A 16,363-nucleotide genomic window follows, 5' to 3' on the forward strand; every position below is an offset into this window, starting at 1 on the left:
TCATTCGGAGATGCTCCTGAGCAAATCGGGTACTGCGGTTTTCAGGACGCTGGGGTTGTTCGTCGGAGATTCCAGACATTCCATCTGCGGGTCGGAGACTGCGGTCAGCCGGACAATCCGCGCGGACGGTAGGAGTTCGCCGATCAGGCGGACCAACCGCTGCGCTCGCCAGCTGGGCTCATCCACGTCGATCAGCACCACATCCGGCTGCATGTGATTGGCCAGAGAAATTGCTTCTCGGGCCGACCCTGCAATTCCGGATAGCTCCAGTCCGGGCTCCTCGACAACGAGATCGGCGAGAGCACTCAACACCAATGGGTGGTGCTCCACGACGAGAACTCTGTGCATCGATTGGAGCTCCTTCGGGGCTTGTCCTTTCGCTTCACGACATTAGGGAGTGACCGTGATCGGAATCGCCGTACGCCTGGCTGAAATCTGCGTACCTCAATTGCAGGAATTCCGGGCACACCAAACGGCCGAATTCCGCCTACCTCAGTTGAGGTAGAAGAATTCGGCCGTTTTATACGGTTTATGTCCGTTTTGGGGGGTGGTCCGGCGACTCAGGGGCTTGATCGAGAGGGCCCAGCCGGTGCCCAGAGCCCGCCCCGGAACCGCCCAGGGAGCCCTCAGACATGCCTACGGGGGGTCTGCCCGGAGGGTCTTGCCCCTCCCCGCCCCTTCCCGTTACCAGGGGCTTCGCCCCTGGACCCCGAGCGCCTCGGGCAGCTCCGGGCCGGAGGCTGGGCGCGCAGCCCCAGGGCGGAGGCTGGGCGCGCAGCCCTGACCTGGGGGTGTGGGGGCGCAGCCCCGGGGCGGAGGGCCTGGGCGCAGCCCCGGGCTGGGACCAGAAGCACAACCCCGCCCGAAGGTCTCGGGCGCAGCCTCGGGCGCAGCCCCGGGGCGAGGATCTGGGGCGCAGCCCCTGGCCTGGGGTGTGGGGCGCAACCCCGGGCTGGGACCAGGAGCACAGCCCCGCCCGGAGGCCTCGGGCACAGCCCCTGGTTTCGAGGCCATGGGCGAAGCCCCCGAGGCCAGGAGCACAGCCCCAGCTTCGATGCCAGGCGCCCCGCCCGAGGTCAGGGACACAACCCCAGTTTCGAAGCCAGGCACACACCCCGCCCGAGGTCAGGGACGCAGCCCCCGCCCGGGACCAGGGGCACAACCCCCGCCCGAGGCCAGGAGGACAGCACCAACTTCGGGGCCAAGCACACATCCTCCGCCCGGAGGTCTCGGGCGCAGCCCCGGTTTCGGAGTGGGCGCAACCCCCGCCCGGGACCAGGAGCGCAGCCCCAGCTTCGAAGCCAGGCACACACCCCCGCCCAGGACCAGGGGCACAGCCGCCGCCCGAGGGCCTGGGGCGCAGCCCCCGTCCGGGGCCATTGGCGAAGCCACGGTCCAAGGCCATGGGCACAGCCCCAGCTTCGGGGCCAAGCGCACAACCCCCGCCCGGGCCAGGGGCAGAGCCCCAGTTTGAAGCCAGGCACACAACCTCGCCCGAGGTCAGGGGCGTGCCCCCGTCCGGAGCCGTGGGCGAAGCCCCGGTCCGGGGCCATGGGCACAGCCCAGCTTCGGGGGCAAGCGCGCAGCCCCCGTCCGGGGCCAGGGGCGGAGTCCCGGTTTTGGGGGCTGGGGCGGAGCCCCAAGTTTGGGGAGGGGCGGGGAGGGGAGCAGCGCGCCGCAGGCGCCGAACAGGCACACAACCTCGCCCGAGGTCAGGGGCGTGCCCCCGTCCGGAGCCGTGGGCGAAGCCCCGGTCCGGGGCCATGGGCACAGCCCAGCTTCGGGGGCAAGCGCGCAGCCCCCGTCCGGGGCCAGGGGCGGAGTCCCGGTTTTGGGGGCTGGGGCGGAGCCCCAAGTTTGGGGAGGGGCGGGGAGGGGAGCAGCGCGCCGCAGGCGCCGAGCTCGGGCGGGCACGTGCCAGGAGGGGGCCGCTCGGGCGGGCACGTGCCAGGAGGAGGGTGGAGCGTCAGCGCGTCAGCCGGTATGCGTAGCGGGGGACGAACATCCCCGCACCGGCGGCACAGCCGTCCGCCTGGCCCGGCTGCTTGACCCACAGGAAGGCGTCGACCCCGGGGATACCCGTAGCGGCGGTGGGAGGCCTGCCCAGCTTGCGGCCCGGCGGATCGCAGAAGCTGTGGTTACGCGTGGGTCCCGCCCCGTTACGGCTGGTGTCCACCACGACCCCCAGCCGGGGCCGGCGCAGCTCCCGGATCACGGACAGTCCGTACCGCACCTCGTCGGCAGTGGCGTTGAAGTTGGAGACGTTGACCGCTATCCCGTCCCCGTACCGCTCTATACCGGCGCGCCGCAGCCGCTCGGCCATGGTCCGCGCGGGCTGCCATCCGGAGTTCCCGGCGTCGTAGTAGACCCGGGCGCGGGGCGCGCCCCGCTGGAGCGCCCGCGCCGCGTACGCCAGCGCCGCGAACCGATCCGCCTGCTGCCGCCGCTTGAGACAGCTCATATGGGCCAGCGCGTCGGGTTCGAGGATGACGATCGCGCGCCCGTCCCCTATACCCCGGGTGAGGGCGTCGCTCCAGCGCCGGTACGCGGCCGTGTCCCCGGCGCCGCCGGAGCTCAGCTGCTGGCAGTCGCGCTGGGGGATGGTGTAGGGGACCAGCACCGGCAGCCGTCGCTGGGCGGCGGCGGTGCGGACGAGGTTGCGGGCCCGCTCCTCGATCAGGGACTCATTGGTCTCGGTGAGCCAGGCGGCCTGGGGCTCGGCGGCGATCCGCCGGGCGATGGCCGCCGCCCGCCGGTCGTGCGGATGGTCCCGTACCCAGGTCGCGGCCGGGTTGTGGGGATCGACGTAGAAGCGCGTCGTGGCCGGGAAGAACGGCTTGGCCACGGGGAGCGACGGTCTGCCGGCGGGCGGCCGCACCGGGCCCACGAACAGGGCCTGCACGGTGGTCGCCGCCATCACCACCTCGACCACCAGCACCATCACGATCAGCTGGGCGATGCCCCGCCCCGCCCACCGGGAGGTGCGGGCACGCGCCGGCGGGCGGGGGCGGCGGTCGCGGCCGCACAGTTTCGTGATCATGGCGAGTCCTGCCCGGCCTCAGCCGTGGTGGGAGTTGTCGGGCGGCCTGCGGCGGCTGATGAGCACCACCGCCACGATCGCGAGCACCACCAGTACCCCGGCCACCACACCTATCGTGACCAGGGCGGATTCATCCCCCTCGGTTTTGGGGGCGGCGGCGGCCGGGGTGGCGGACGGATGGCGGCGGGGCGCGGAGAGCTCGGCCGAGGCGGGCGGAGCGGCCCGGTCCGCCAGCGCCTTGGCCGGGGCGATCACCCCGTACCCATAGCGCGGGTCATGGCCCGAGGAGCCCTTGCGGTCGGCGGTGTCGATCAACTTCTGGACCACCTGGTTGGCGTTCCAGCGGGGGTGCTCCGAGCGCAGCAGCGCGGCGCCCGCCGCGACCCAGGGCGCCGCGAAGCCGGTGCCGTCGCCGGTCCAGTAGTCGTTGTCGCCGGAGGTGGTGAGGATGGCGACGCCGGGGGCGGCCAGGAGGGTCTTCCCGCCGTGGTGGGAGGAGGTCCAGACGGCGCCCTTCTTGTCGGTGGCCACCACGGCGACCACTCCGGGGAGGGCGGCCGGGTAGGTGGGCCGGTTGCCGATCTTGCCGTTGTCGCCCGCGCCGGCCACGATCACGGCGTCCTTGCCGACGGCGTACTTCACCGCGGACCGCAGTGCGGGGGTCGGCCGCTTGAAGTTGACGGCCAGGTCGATGACGCGCACGCCATGGTCCACCGCGTGCCGGATGGCCTTCGCGGTGGGGTCGGCGAGGGGCTTGCCGTCGCGGTAGACGCCGAGCGGCATCACCTTGGCCTTGGGCGCGAGCCCGTACACCCCGTCGCCGCGGTAATTGCGGCCGGTGCCGGCGATGATTCCGGCGGCATGGGTGGACTGCTCGGCCGCCTTGCCGCCGTCCCGGGTGCCGAAGCCGCCGGTGCCGCCCGCGAAATCCTTTCCGCGGACCACACGGCCGCGCAGATCCGGATGGGAGGCGTCGACTCCGGTGCCGATGACCGCCACGGTCACTCCGGCGCCTTTGCTGAATTTCCAGGCACGCTCCGCCTTGAGCGCGGTCAGCGCCCATTCGGAATCGTGCAGCCCACCAGAATCGCGCAGACCACCGGATTCGGAATCACTTGCCGCAGCCGGCGTGGCCAGTGCGAGTGTCATCACGGCGATGACCGCTCCGGCCCGGCCGGCGAATGGATGGCGTGACATCACGTGACCTGACATTACGTCACCTACTCTCCTCGCACGGGACGCAAGGCCGTCCGGCCCATTTCATCTTTGGGCATCCCCCGCAGGTACTGGCACCCGCGAGAGAGTGAGCGCCCCGTCCCTTCTTTGGGGGACCGGTCCGGATACCCCGGCCCCGGCTCTCACCAATACGGGGGATAGGAAGGGTCCGCCGAAGGTGTACCACCCGCTCCCCCGGGCGCGGGTACTACCTCCTTTTCGGGTGACGCACTCTTGGGTCAACGGCGATAAGAGCCTCCTGCCGAGGGAGTCGCGATGCAGCGTTTCCGAACGTTCAGCGAGCGCACCGGAGAGCCGGGCGAAGAGGCGGACAGCACCGACCGTAATGCCCACAGGCGGGCCGGAATGCTGTTCCGAGTCCGCCAGATCCGGAACCCGATGGCGGGCATGCCCGGTCTGGCCCTGCGTTTCGCGGTGGTCGGCGGGGGCGGTGTGGTCGTGAACTCGGTGGTCCTCTTCGTCCTCTATCACTGGGTCGGACTGCCGCTGCTGGCGGCGTCGTCGATAGCGGTGGAAATCGCCGTCGTTCACAACTACCTGCTGAACGACCGGTGGACCTTCGCGGTGGCCACGCCATCCCTCGGACGATTCATCAAGTTCAATGTCTCGGTCCTGGGTGGACTGGGGGTCAATGTGCTCATCGTCTGGTCACTGGTGCGCACCGGAATGCATCTGCTGCTGGCGAACAGCCTCGGCATCGCGGCGGCTTTCGCGGTCAACTTCGCGTCGAGTACCGGCTGGGTCTGGGGGAGGCGGAGCCGATGATTGTCGCCATCGTCTACCTGGTGCTGATCGTGGTCTCGATCCTGCTCACCGTGCAGTCGGCCCATGTCCTCTATCTCATGCTCTACACCTGGGACCGGGCGGACGCCGAACGGAGGGCCCGGGCGCCGGATGAATTCCTGCCGCCCCAGATCTCCTTCAGTGTCCTGCTGCCCGCCCGGCATGAGGAAGACGTCATCCAGAGCACCATCGAGCGCGTGGTGCGGGCCAACTATCCGGCCGAGCTGCTGGAGGTCTTCGTGATCTGCTCACAGGACGACGACGGCACGATCAAAAAGGCCGAGGAGAAGATCGACGACCTGAAGCGGAAAGGGCTGCACAATGTGCGGGTCGTGGTGTTCGACGACAAGCCGATCAACAAACCGCACGGCCTCAACACGGCCCTTCCGCACACCGCCAACCAAGTGGTGACGATCTTCGACGCGGAGGACGACATCCACCCCGAGATCTTCTCCCTGGTGAACACCGTGATGGTCCAGGAGAAGGTCAAGGTGGTCCAGGCCGGTGTGCAGCTGATGAATTACGAGTCCAACTGGTACTCGACGCTCAATGTCCTGGAGTACTTCTTCTGGTTCAAGAGCCGGCTGCACTACCACGCCCACTACGGCTCGATCCCGCTCGGCGGCAACACCGTCTTCTTCGCCCGTGAGCTGCTGCTGCGGCTCGGCGGCTGGGACGACCGCAACCTCACCGAGGACGCCGACATGGGGCTGCGGATATCCGCCATGGGCGAGCGGGTGCGGGTGGTCTACGACGACCGGTACGTGACCAAGGAGGAGACCCCGCCGACCCTCGGCCACTTCATCCGGCAGCGCACCCGCTGGAGCCAGGGCTTCATGCAGACCCTGAAGAAGGGCACCTGGAAGAAGATGCCGACGCGCAAACAGCGCTGGCTCGCCTTCTACGTCCTGGTGTTCCCGCGCGGACAGGCGCTGTTGGGCATCTATCTGCCGATCTCGCTCGGCATGATTCTGATCCTCAAGGTGCCGGTGCTGATCGCGCTCTGCTCCTATCTGCCCGTTCTGCTGCTGGCCGCGCACTTTCTGGTCCAGGCGGTCGGCCTGTACGAGTTCACCGGCGCCCACGGCCTCGAGGCCTCGCCGAAGGCGCTCGTGCGCATGGCCATCGCCTGGTTCCCCTTCCAGATGGTGCTGGCGTACGCCGCGCTGCGGGCCATGCGGCGGGAGATGCTCGGCCGCCACGACTGGGAGAAGACACAGCACGTAGGCGCCCACCGGGCCACCACCGAGGAGGCGGAGTCGCGTGTCGGATAACCCCACCACGGGCAAGGGCACCGCGCCGGGGAACGCCACCACGGCGGGGAACGGCACCGCCCCGGAGAACGCCACCAAGGCCGGGAACGGCACCGCGCCCGGCAACCGCACCACCGCGGACAAGGACACCGAGGCCCCCGCACGGCGTCCGCGCCGCCGCCGTCCGCGGTTCTCCGTGGAGCGCGGCTGGTTCCCGCCGCTGGGGAACAAGGGCCGGATCGCCCTGGTCGCCTCCCTGCTGACCGGGCTGCTCACCCACGGCTACCACCTGTTCCGCTACCCCCTCTACCTCACCGACGAGGGCATCTACATGCAGCGGGCGTGGTCGGTGGTGCGGGAGACCAGCCTGTCCCCGTACACCTACGACTACGACCACGCCCCGCTGGGCTGGATCACCCTGGCCGGGTGGATCTTCCCGCTGCCGAAGCAGTTCGAGACCTTCGGAAACGCGATCAACACCGGACGGTTCCTGATGCTGCTGGTGCATGTCGCCGCGGTCTATCTGCTGTTCGAGATCGCCCGGCGGCTGTCCGGCAGTGTGCTGGCCGCCACCGTCACCTCGTTCCTCTTCAACGTCTCGCCGATCGCGGTGTACTTCCAGCGGCAGGTCCTGCTGGACAACCTGATGATGCTCTGGCTGCTGCTGAGCCTGTTCATGCTGCTCAGGCGGGAAGTCACGATCAGATCGGTGTTCGGCGGCGGGCTGGCGCTGGGGATCGCGCTGATCACCAAGGAGAACGCGATCTTCTTCGTGCCCAGCTTCATGTACCTGCTCTACCGAAGGGTCAAGGGATCGGCCAGCAGCCGGTTCACCAGCACCCTCTGGCCGTTCGCCGCGGCCACCCCGATCGGCGCCTACGTGACCTACGCACTGCTCAAGAACGAGCTGCTGCCGAGCGGTTTCGACTTCGACCTGAACAACCCGCCCGCCGACCATGTCTCGCTGCTCTACACCCTGTGGTGGCAGCTCAACCGTAACCAGGGCACCCTCTTCAGCCACACCGGTCTGCTCCAGACCAGCTGGCTGGTCCGGGACAAGTTCCTGCTGATCGCCGGGGTGTGCGCGATGGTGATGTGCCTGTGGATCGGCACGCGGGACCGCAGGCGCAACCTGGGCTTTCTGATCGCCGGGACGCTGGCCTTCGGATACGCCTTCTACCTGGTGCGCGGCAGCGTGGTGCTGGACTTCTACGTCACTCCGCTGATCCCGATGTTCGCGCTCAATATCGGCATGATCATCGACCGGCTGCTCAAGGGGTCGTTCGCCAATCGGTTCATGCGCGGCGCGCATTCCCTGACCCGGGTCGCCGTACCGTCGTTCGTCGCCGTTCTGCTGCTGGTGTCACCGGCCTCCGGATATCTCGTCCACACCAATACCGAGGGCCGTACGCAGATCGCCGACCAATACCAGTCCAAGATCAACCTCACCGGAATGCAGCATGCCCAGATCGCCTGGGTGCGCAAGCACGTACCGCCGAATTCGCGCATCATCATGGACGACGACCTGTGGGGTGAACTGCACGATGTGCGCCCGTTCTACCCGTACGCACATTCCCACTGGAACGCCTCGTCCGACCCGGATGTGCGCGACAAGCTCTTCAAGAAGAGATGGCAGAACGTCGACTACATCATCATGTCGAACAAGATGCGCAAATCGATGATGACCAACAATTCCGACGGCCGGGAGAACTGGATTCTCCAGGCGCTGCGCAATTCCACCCGCGTCTGGTCGGATACCCAGGGCAATATCAAGCTGGAAATCTACCGTGTGCAGTAGCCATGGGAAGAGGAGGTGAAGGCCATGCCTGAGTACGACGACGACTGGGATGTTCCGGAGGACAGGGATGATCCCGAGAACGAGGAGCACACCCCCGACGGTGACAAGAAGAAAAAGCTCACCTGGAAGACCGTCCTGCTCGCACTCGTGGTCTTCGCGATCGTCGGATCGCTCGTCCAGGTGGTCGCGCGCGGCGGCTTCGGAGGCGCCCTGAACACCACCGGCGGCGGGGGCGGGAGCGCTCCGAAGAAGGAGCACCACTCCCGGCAGGAGCAGGAGATACGCCCGCCCAAGCAGCCCAAGACCATCAAGCTGGGCAACCAGCGGGTCCCCCAGGCATCCGGGCCGATCATCGTGATCAACCCGGGTCTGGTGAACCCCGGCGGCAGCGCCGCGGTCGAGGGCGGTGGCTTCGACAAGAAGGCCACGGTGGACATCCTGCTCAAGGCCCGGAAGTCGGACACCAAGGGCCGCGCCATCGGCAGCGTGCGCTCGGACAAGTTCGGATCGATCTACGCCCGGTTCACCATGCCCGAGAGCGCGGGCAACCGGCCCGCGACGCTGGTCGCCCAGCAGCGCGGCAGCAGCAAGACGGCGGAGGCCAAGGTGATCACCGGCGGCGCCGTGGGCACCGCCAAGATCAACAAGATGGTGGGCCGCCCCGGCGACGTGGTGACGGTCTCCGCCCGCGGCTTCCGCCCGGGTGAGCCGATCGACGTCTTCTGGGGACGGACCACCGGTATCCCCGTCACCACGCTGCACACCGACGGCAGCGGCGGCGTCGCCCACGCTGCGATCAAGGTGGGCGTGGCCCCGACCGGCTCCAGCACCCTGGTCCTGGTGGGCAAGCGCAGCAAGACCACGGCCACCGCGCCCTTCCAGATGCTGGCCATGTACCCCTCGATGAAGTCCAAGCCGTACGCGCTCAAGGCCGGCCAGCGGATCACGCTGTCCGCCAACAAGTTCGCGCCCGGCGAACGGGTGCTGGTCTACATCAACTCCACCGGCGGTCTGCCGGCCTTCACCGCCCAGGCGAACGGCATGGGCCAGATCCGCGACGTGGCGTTCAACGTGCCGTTCGGCCTCAAGGGGCGGCAGACGCTGATGGCGATCGGCGACCAGAGCCGGGCCGTGGTCCGCTCGGGCTTCACCGTGCTGCCGTACACCCCGTCCGCCGAGCCCAGCGCCTTCGGCGGCAGGGCGGGCACCACGCTCAGTTTCTATGTCGCGGGGTTCGCCCCGGGCGAGACGGTGAACGCCTACGCCGGATCGGGCTCGAAGGCCCAGCGCAAGATCGGGACCTTCCAGGTGGACAGCCGGGGCAAGGCGGCGGCCGTGGGCTCGTACAAGATCACTACGGCGGATGAGAGCGGTGTGTCCTTCCAGCTCATCGGCCAGAAGAGCGGTGGCGTCGCCAGGGCGAGCATCAACATGTCCCAGGGCCGCGGGGATTAGGGACCGCGAGTGGCGCCGAGGGAGAACGTGGGCCGGGCCGGTCCGTGCCGTCCGCCGGGAAGCGGCGGAAAGCGGCGGGAAGCGGCAGGAAGCCGAGGAAAGCGCCGGAAAGCCGCGGAAAACGGCGGACACGGCGGGGAAACAGGCCCACGTTCCAGGGAGCGACCGGCCGCCGACGGCCGTGGGGCGGCTCACCCGGGCGGCTCACCAGTTCCATAGATGTACCATGCGTCCTGGAGTGTCCTATGAGCGTAGTTTTCGGCCCTAACTCACGAAGAGTCCTACAATTCCTCACCCATATCGAGGACCTCTCCCCGGAGGAGATCGACCGGGTGGCCGATCTGTGGAAGCAGACGTCCAGCCAGACCCGCGCCGAGGGCTGGGCAGTGGTCCACCGCACCACCACGCCCGAGGAGCGGTACCGGATCCTGGTCGCCGCCTCGGTGGCGCGCCGGGCCGCCCTGGACGCCGCGCGGAACCACAAGAAGCACGACTGGGCCTTCTGGGCCGCGGTCTGGGACGCCGCGACCGCGGTGGCCGTCTGCGACCGCATCGGCAGCCACTACAACGTGCTGGTCGCGCCGCTGGCCGCGGTCATGCCGTCGCTGGCGCACTGCCGGCGCGATGAACTCGAGCCCCGCGAGTTGCAGGGCGCCGTCCTCAAGGGAGGTGGGTAGCGATGGGCGATAACCGGATCGCCGTTGTGGTGGCCGATGACGACCCGGCCGTCCGTGAGGCGCTCGCCGACCTCATCGACTCCCACCCGGACCTGGAGCTGGTGGGCCTGGCCATCAACCATGAGCAGACCGTGCGCGCGGCGGTGGAACACCGCCCACAGGTCGTGATCATGGATGTGCACATGCCCCGGGGCGACGCCCCCAGCAGCGTCCGGGCCATCCGCGACCAGGTCCCGGAGGCCCGGGTGGTAGCGCTGTCCGCCCACGGCGAACGCGAGACCGTGCTGAACATGCTCGCCGTCGGGGCCAGCGGCTACCTGGTCAAGGGCACCCCCGCCGAGGAGATCCTCGAAGCGATCATCCGGGCCGCCCGCGATCAGTTCAGCATGTCCGCGGAGCTGCTCGCCGACTGCGCCGAGCCGCTGCGCCGCGCCGAGCGCGCCTCCTGGCGGTTCGAGGACCTGGTCGGCAACCGGCTGGAGGACTCGTATCTGGAGCTGCTGGGCCACGCCCCCTGCGGAGTGCTGGTGGTCGGCCCGCGCGGCCGGATCGAGTACGCCAACGCCCACATCCGGCATATGTTCGGCTACGGCTCGGCGGAGCTGCGCGACAAGCGGCTGCGGGACCTGGTCCCCGAGCGCTACCGCACCGCCTCCGAGCAGCTGATCGGCCGGGTCTTCACCACCCCGTCCGCGATGAGCGGCCGCCGCCGCGACGGCAGCGAGTTCCCCGCCCAGTTCAGCGGCGGCCACCTACAGGGCCGACAGCCCCGCGGGGTGGTCTTCGTCGCCGACCTCAGCCAGCTGCGGGCGGCCGAGAGCCGGTTCCGCCAGCTCATCGAGTCCTCCCCGGACGCGATGCTGATCGTGGACACCGGCGGCCGGATCCAGGCGGCCAACCACCGCACCGAGGCGCTCTTCGGCTACGACCGCGACCATCTGATCGGCCGGGCCGTGGAGGCGCTGCTGCCCGACCAGCCGCTCACCGTCTCGCTGCGCGAATGGGACGACAGCGTCGAGGAACCGGTCGGCCACAGCATGGAGCTGGTCGGGCGGCGCAGCGACGCCAAGCAGTTCCCCGCCGACGTCAGCATCAGCCCGCTGCGTACGGAGGAGGGCCTGCTCACCGTCCTGACCATCCGCGACATCACCGAGGTGCAGCGCGCCCAGTTCGTCCTGGAGCGCAGCCTGGAGCTGCTGGAGGTCACCGACCGCGACCGCCAGGCGCTGCTCAGCCATCTGGTCCACGCCCAGGAGGCCGAGCGCGGCCGGATCGCCGCCGACATCCACGACGACACCATCCAGGTGATCACCGCCGCCAGCCTCCGCCTCCAGCAGCTGCGCCGACGGCTGCGGGACCCGGACGAGCAGCGGGTGATGGACAAGCTGGACGAGACCCTGAAGCTCTCGCTCAGCCGGCTGCGCCAGCTGATCTTCGACCTGCGGCCGTCCAGCCTGGAGCACGGCTGCCTGGCCGGGGCGCTGCGCGGCCTGCTGGAGCAGATACGCACCGAGACCGGCGTCACCTACCGGCTGGAGGACCGGCTCACCGCCCACCCCCCGGCCGAGACGATGGCGCTGATCTACCGGACCGCCCAGGAAGCGCTGGTGAACGTGCGCAAGCACGCCCACGCCAAGACGGTCCATGTGCAGCTGCTCGGGCTCGATGACGGCTGCCTGGTGCGGATCGTCGACGACGGTGAGGGCTACAACCCGCTCGAGGTGGAGTCCCGCCCCGGCCACCTCGGGCTCTCCCTGATCCAGGAGCGGGCCCAGATCGCGGGCGGCTGGTGCCGGATCGAGAGCGAACCCGGTTCCGGCACCACCGTGGAGTTCTGGGTGCCGCTCGGCGCTCCCCCGGGCGCGCCGCTCGCCACCCCCGACTCCCCCGAAGGGGACCCGCAGCCGTGACCGCACCTCCCGAATTGACGAAGGTGCTGATCGTCGAGGACCACCGGGTGGTGGCCGAGGGGCTGTGGGCCCTGCTGGCCGAGTACTCGGATCTGACGGTGGTCGGCTGGGCCGACTCGGTCGCCGAGACCGTACCGATGGCCAAGGAGATGAAGCCCGATGTGGCGCTGGTCGACTTCCGGCTGCCCGACGGCACCGGGGCCGACGCGGCCGGTGGCATCCGGGCCCATGACCCGTCCGTCGCCATCGTGATCCTCAGCGCCGACGCCAGCGACTCGGCGCTGCTGGCCGCCGTGGAGGCGGGCGCCTGCGGCTATCTGCTGAAGTCGGCGAGCGGCGACGAGATCGCGTCCGCCATCCGCTCGGCCGCCGAGGGCGAGACCCTCATCCCGGCCAGCACGCTGGTGGAGGTGCTGGCACGGCACCGCGAGGACGCGCGGTCCACCGCCGAGCAGACCGAGCGCCTGGAGAGCCTGACCCCGCGCGAGCAGGAGATCCTCACGCTGATGAGCCACGGCCTGGACAACCGGGCCGTCGCGGAGCGGCTGAGCATCAGCTACGCCACCGTGCGCACGCATGTGCGCAGGATCCTGGAGAAGCTGGAGGCGCGCTCGCAGCTGGAGGCGGTCGCGAAGGCCGCCGAATTCGGCTTCAAGCCCGCGCAGCCCCAGGGGCCGGAGGAGTGAGTGACGGGCTGATCTGACCCGTGTCCGCCTTCGGTACGGCGGTGGCCCCCTCTGGTGCGGGGGCCGTTCGGTGTTTCGCCGTACGGGTCCACCTGGACGGGCCCGTACGGATGGGGGCCCGTACGGATGGGGCTGTACGGATGGGGCTGTACGGATGGGGCCCGCCCTACGGATGGGGCCCCTACGGATGGGGGCCCGACCAACCGGGGCGCGGCAGCCGGGGGCCAAATGGGGCAGAAAATCCCCCTTCGGATGGAATCGCGGAGCCCGCGAGGCGGGTTCCCTCCTCATGCGAGTCCCTGGACGGATCCGATGCCCGCTGAGCCGCGGGCACACGATCGCCTTCCTGGTGGCCGCCGCCTGTTACGCGGCGGTCCTCACGGCCGTCCTCACCGGCTCGCCGCTCGTCCGGTTCGACTGGCAGGTGGCCCTGTTCAAGCCGTACGAACAGTGGCCGCGGGTCCGGCCGGCGCTGGACGCCTTCGTCATCGCGGGCCAGCGCGGCCCCACCGCCCTGGCCGCCCTGGCCTGGGCCGTCTGGCGCGGCGGCCGGACCCGGAGCCCGCGTCCGCCGCTGGTCCTGGGCGTGGCGCTGCTGCTGCTCAACGCGAGCGTCGGCGCCGTCAAGGTCCTCACCGGGCGGCTGGGCCCGTACGACGCCCGGACCCCCGGGTCCGCCGAGCTCTTCCACGGCGGCATGGTCCTCCCCTCCGGTCACACCGCGAACGCCGTCGTCGTCTGGGGCACCCTCGCCTATCTCGCCGGTCACCACCGGCGGACGGGCGCGCTGGTCGCCTGCGTAATGGCCGTCGGCGTCGGTCTGACCACCGTCTATCTGGGCACCCACTGGGTGAGTGACGTCCTGGGCGGATGGGCGGCGGGCGTCCTCGTCCTGCTGGCCCTCCCCCTCTTCGAACCGCTGATCGCGACCGTTTCCGCGTATGCCTCCGCTCGTGCGGCGGGGTACTCCATGGGCAGGTGAACCAAGTGGCGCTTCGCGTGCTGATCGCAGACGACCATGCGGTGGTCCGGCAGGGCCTGCGCATGATCCTTGGCCTCGACAACGACATCAAGGTGGTCGGCGAGACGACCAACGGGCGGGAGGCCGTCCGGCTGGCCCGGGAGCTGTGCCCCGACGTCGTCCTGATGGATCTGCTGATGCCGGTGATGGACGGCGTATCGGCCACGGCGGAGATCCGCCAGGACCTCCCCGAGGTCGAGGTGGTGGCGCTGACCAGCTCCCTCGACGACGCCATGGTCATGGGCGCGGTCCGGGCGGGCGCCATCGGCTTCCTGCTGAAGAACGCCGAGGCCGATGACCTCCGCAACGCGGTGAAGGCCGCGGCCGCGGGCCAGATCCATGTCTCCCCCGCCGCGATCTCCCGGCTGATGGGCCAGGTCAGGGAGCCAAGCGGCCCTGAGCAGCTCACCGAGCGGGAGACCGAGGTGCTGACCATGCTCGCGCGCGGCAAGGCCAACAAGGAGATCGCCCACGATCTGCGGATCGGCCAGCAGACGGTGAAGACGTATGTGAGCCACATCCTGACCAAGCTCGGGGTGCACAGCCGGACCCAGGCGGCGGTCTACGCGGTGCAGTCCGGCCTGGTGCCCGCGGGTGAGCTCACCCCTCCGGAAGCAGTGGAGTCGACGACGAGGGAGCAGTGGTGGTCGGCGTGATCAGTACACGGTGGACCCCGACCCGGCGGAGACGGAGCGCCACCGCGCTCGCCGAGGTCACCCAACACATCCTGGCGGGCGAGACCGCCGATGCCACGCTCCGGCTGATCGCCCGCCGGGTGCGCGAGCTCCTGGGCGCCGATATGGCCCGGGTGATGGTGCTGGAGCCGGGCGACGTCCTGACGATACGGGCCACCGACGGAGCTCCGTGGACCGCGCCGAGCGGACCGCTGACCCCCGGCGGCTCCTCCCCCGCCCGCCAGGCGATCCGCGCCGGACGGCCCACGGTCTCCGGCGACGAACGGCGGCCGCGCCGACGCGGCCGGGACCCCCGGCACGCGGTCCCCGCCTCGGTGCTGGACGCGCCGCTGCTGGTGCGCGGCCATCCGGTGGGGGTGATCGAGGTGGCGAACCGCGGCGGGGGGCGGCGGCTCACCCACGCCGATGTGGGCACCGTGGGGCTCTTCGCGGCGGCCGCGGGCCATGCGGTCGCCCAGATCCGGCACCGGGAGCATCTGCGGCGGCTGGCGTCGGCGGCGGCCGGACCGGGCACCAACGGTTCCGGGGGCTCGTCCGGCCCCTCGGTGTTCCCCCGTTCCTCCGGCCCCTGCGTACGGCGGACCCTGGACTCCCTGGCCGCGGGCGCGGTGGCCCGTACCGGCGCCGCGAGCTGCACGGTCTATCTGCTGGAGCCCGGCCCATCGGCGAATCTGCGCCTGGTTGGCGGCGGCCACGGCCACACCCCGCCGTCGCGCAAACCGGCGCTGGAGGCGATCGGCGGGGCCGCGCCCGTCATCCACGGCGGCGGCCGTACGGGCGCGGACGGCGAGGGCCCGGCGCGGGGCGCGGTGGCCGCCTGGCCGCTGCTGCGCGAATCCACCGCGATCGGCGCGATGTGCTGCCACTTCCCGCCCGGCCGCGACCCCGGCGAGGCGGACATCACGCTCCTGGAGGTGATCGCGGGGCACGCGTCCTGCGCGGTGGAGAACGACCGGCAGCGGGCGGCCTCCCAGGACAAGGCCGTCCATGAGGAGCGGCATCGCATCTCGCGCGAGCTCCACGACTCGGTCTCACAGGCGCTCTACGGCATCGCGCTGGGCGCCCGTACGGCCCGCGAGATGCTGGAGCGCGACATCGACGGCGCGGAGCCGGTGGCGGGCCGGACCGGGGCGGTGAGTCACGCGGAAGCGCCGGGCCGGATCGATCCGGTGGCGGGGCACGAGACCGCCGGGGAGGTCGTGGACCTCGCCGAGCTGGCCGAACTCGCCGAGCCCATCGAGTACATACGGCGGCTCGCGGACGCCGCGATCGCCGAGACCCGCACCCTGCTGTGCCGGCTGCGGCCCGAATCGCTGGAGACCGAGGGCCTGGTGGCCGCGCTCACCCAGCATGTCGAGGCGCTCCGGGCCCGGTACGGGATCGCCACCGAGGCGAAGCTGGACGCCGAACCGGAGACCACACCGGAGGCCAAGCACGCCCTGTACCGGATCGCCCAGGAGTCGCTGCACAACGTCGCCAAGCATTCGCAGGCCCGGAACGTACGGCTGCATCTGCTCAACGAACCGGGCGCCGTCACCTTGACGGTCGCCGACGACGGCGTGGGCTTCGACTGCAAGGGCTCCTTCCCCGGCCATCTCGGGCTGCTCTCCATGCGGGAGCGGGCCCGCGAGGTGGGCGGCACGCTCAACGTGGACAGCCGCCCCGGGCAGGGAAGCCGCATCCGGGCAAGGATCCCGGCCGCGCCGGACCCCTGACCCCGGCGCCCCGGGACCACTTGCCGACGACGTCCTGAAACCAGCCGCCGATGACACGCCGTCAAGCCCGCCACTGACGACATATGAGACATTT

At 70.3% G+C, this 16,363-nt stretch carries 13 protein-coding genes; 10 read left to right on the forward strand and 3 right to left on the reverse strand.

What is annotated here, in order from left to right:
• The 3 genes from ACJX2R_RS24825 to ACJX2R_RS24835 all read right to left on the reverse strand — a co-directional run bounded on the left by ACJX2R_RS24825 (position 1) and on the right by ACJX2R_RS24835 (position 4,237).
• Complete coding sequence (locus ACJX2R_RS24825; RefSeq protein ID WP_262706120.1) at positions 1 to 348, reverse strand: response regulator; 348 nt, start codon at positions 346 to 348, stop codon at positions 1 to 3.
• A gap of 1,618 nt (positions 349 to 1,966) precedes the next feature.
• Positions 1,967 to 3,040, reverse strand: coding sequence for a glycoside hydrolase family 6 protein (locus tag ACJX2R_RS24830; RefSeq protein WP_413101923.1), 1,074 nt, complete (start codon positions 3,038 to 3,040; stop codon positions 1,967 to 1,969).
• Positions 3,041 to 3,058: 18 nt separating this feature from the next.
• Positions 3,059 to 4,237: a S8 family serine peptidase gene (locus tag ACJX2R_RS24835; RefSeq protein ID WP_413101924.1), complete on the reverse strand. Its 1,179-nt coding sequence runs from the start codon at positions 4,235 to 4,237 to the stop codon at positions 3,059 to 3,061.
• A 294-nt stretch (positions 4,238 to 4,531) separates the two neighbouring features.
• On the opposite strand from ACJX2R_RS24835, the gene ACJX2R_RS24840 reads away from it, so the two are divergent.
• The 10 genes from ACJX2R_RS24840 (at position 4,532) to ACJX2R_RS24885 (ending at position 16,269) form a co-directional block, all read left to right on the forward strand.
• Complete coding sequence (locus ACJX2R_RS24840) at positions 4,532 to 5,041, forward strand: GtrA family protein (RefSeq protein ID WP_413101925.1); 510 nt, start codon at positions 4,532 to 4,534, stop codon at positions 5,039 to 5,041.
• Positions 5,038 to 6,333, forward strand: coding sequence for a glycosyltransferase (locus ACJX2R_RS24845; RefSeq protein ID WP_413101926.1), 1,296 nt, complete (start codon positions 5,038 to 5,040; stop codon positions 6,331 to 6,333). The genes ACJX2R_RS24840 and ACJX2R_RS24845 overlap by 4 nt, the downstream gene beginning before the upstream one ends.
• The gene (locus ACJX2R_RS24850; protein ID WP_413101927.1) at positions 6,323 to 8,110 is read left to right on the forward strand and encodes an ArnT family glycosyltransferase; all 1,788 of its coding nucleotides are present in this window, start codon (positions 6,323 to 6,325) and stop codon (positions 8,108 to 8,110) included. Before ACJX2R_RS24845 ends, ACJX2R_RS24850 begins: the two co-directional genes overlap by 11 nt.
• Before the next feature lie 24 nt (positions 8,111 to 8,134).
• A complete protein-coding gene (locus tag ACJX2R_RS24855; RefSeq protein WP_413101928.1) occupies positions 8,135 to 9,565 on the forward strand; it encodes a hypothetical protein in 1,431 nt (476 codons plus the stop codon).
• 245 nt (positions 9,566 to 9,810) lie between these two features.
• Positions 9,811 to 10,242, forward strand: a complete 432-nt coding sequence (locus tag ACJX2R_RS24860; RefSeq protein ID WP_044573182.1) for a hypothetical protein — start codon at positions 9,811 to 9,813, stop codon at positions 10,240 to 10,242.
• A gap of 2 nt (positions 10,243 to 10,244) precedes the next feature.
• Positions 10,245 to 12,152, forward strand: a complete 1,908-nt coding sequence (locus ACJX2R_RS24865) for a PAS domain S-box protein (RefSeq protein WP_413101929.1) — start codon at positions 10,245 to 10,247, stop codon at positions 12,150 to 12,152.
• A complete protein-coding gene (locus ACJX2R_RS24870) occupies positions 12,149 to 12,838 on the forward strand; it encodes a response regulator (protein ID WP_262706128.1) in 690 nt (229 codons plus the stop codon). The genes ACJX2R_RS24865 and ACJX2R_RS24870 overlap by 4 nt, the downstream gene beginning before the upstream one ends.
• A gap of 289 nt (positions 12,839 to 13,127) precedes the next feature.
• Complete coding sequence (locus ACJX2R_RS24875) at positions 13,128 to 13,820, forward strand: phosphatase PAP2 family protein (protein WP_413101930.1); 693 nt, start codon at positions 13,128 to 13,130, stop codon at positions 13,818 to 13,820.
• A 5-nt stretch (positions 13,821 to 13,825) separates the two neighbouring features.
• A complete protein-coding gene (locus tag ACJX2R_RS24880; RefSeq protein ID WP_037955385.1) occupies positions 13,826 to 14,515 on the forward strand; it encodes a response regulator in 690 nt (229 codons plus the stop codon).
• Positions 14,512 to 16,269, forward strand: coding sequence for a GAF domain-containing protein (locus ACJX2R_RS24885; protein ID WP_413101931.1), 1,758 nt, complete (start codon positions 14,512 to 14,514; stop codon positions 16,267 to 16,269). Before ACJX2R_RS24880 ends, ACJX2R_RS24885 begins: the two co-directional genes overlap by 4 nt.
• The last annotated feature ends 94 nt before the right edge of the window (positions 16,270 to 16,363 follow it).

Origin of the sequence: Streptomyces sp. Inha503 (assembly GCF_047215865.1) — a bacterium.
GTDB classification, from domain to species: Bacteria; Actinomycetota; Actinomycetes; order Streptomycetales; family Streptomycetaceae; genus Streptomyces; species Streptomyces lycopersici.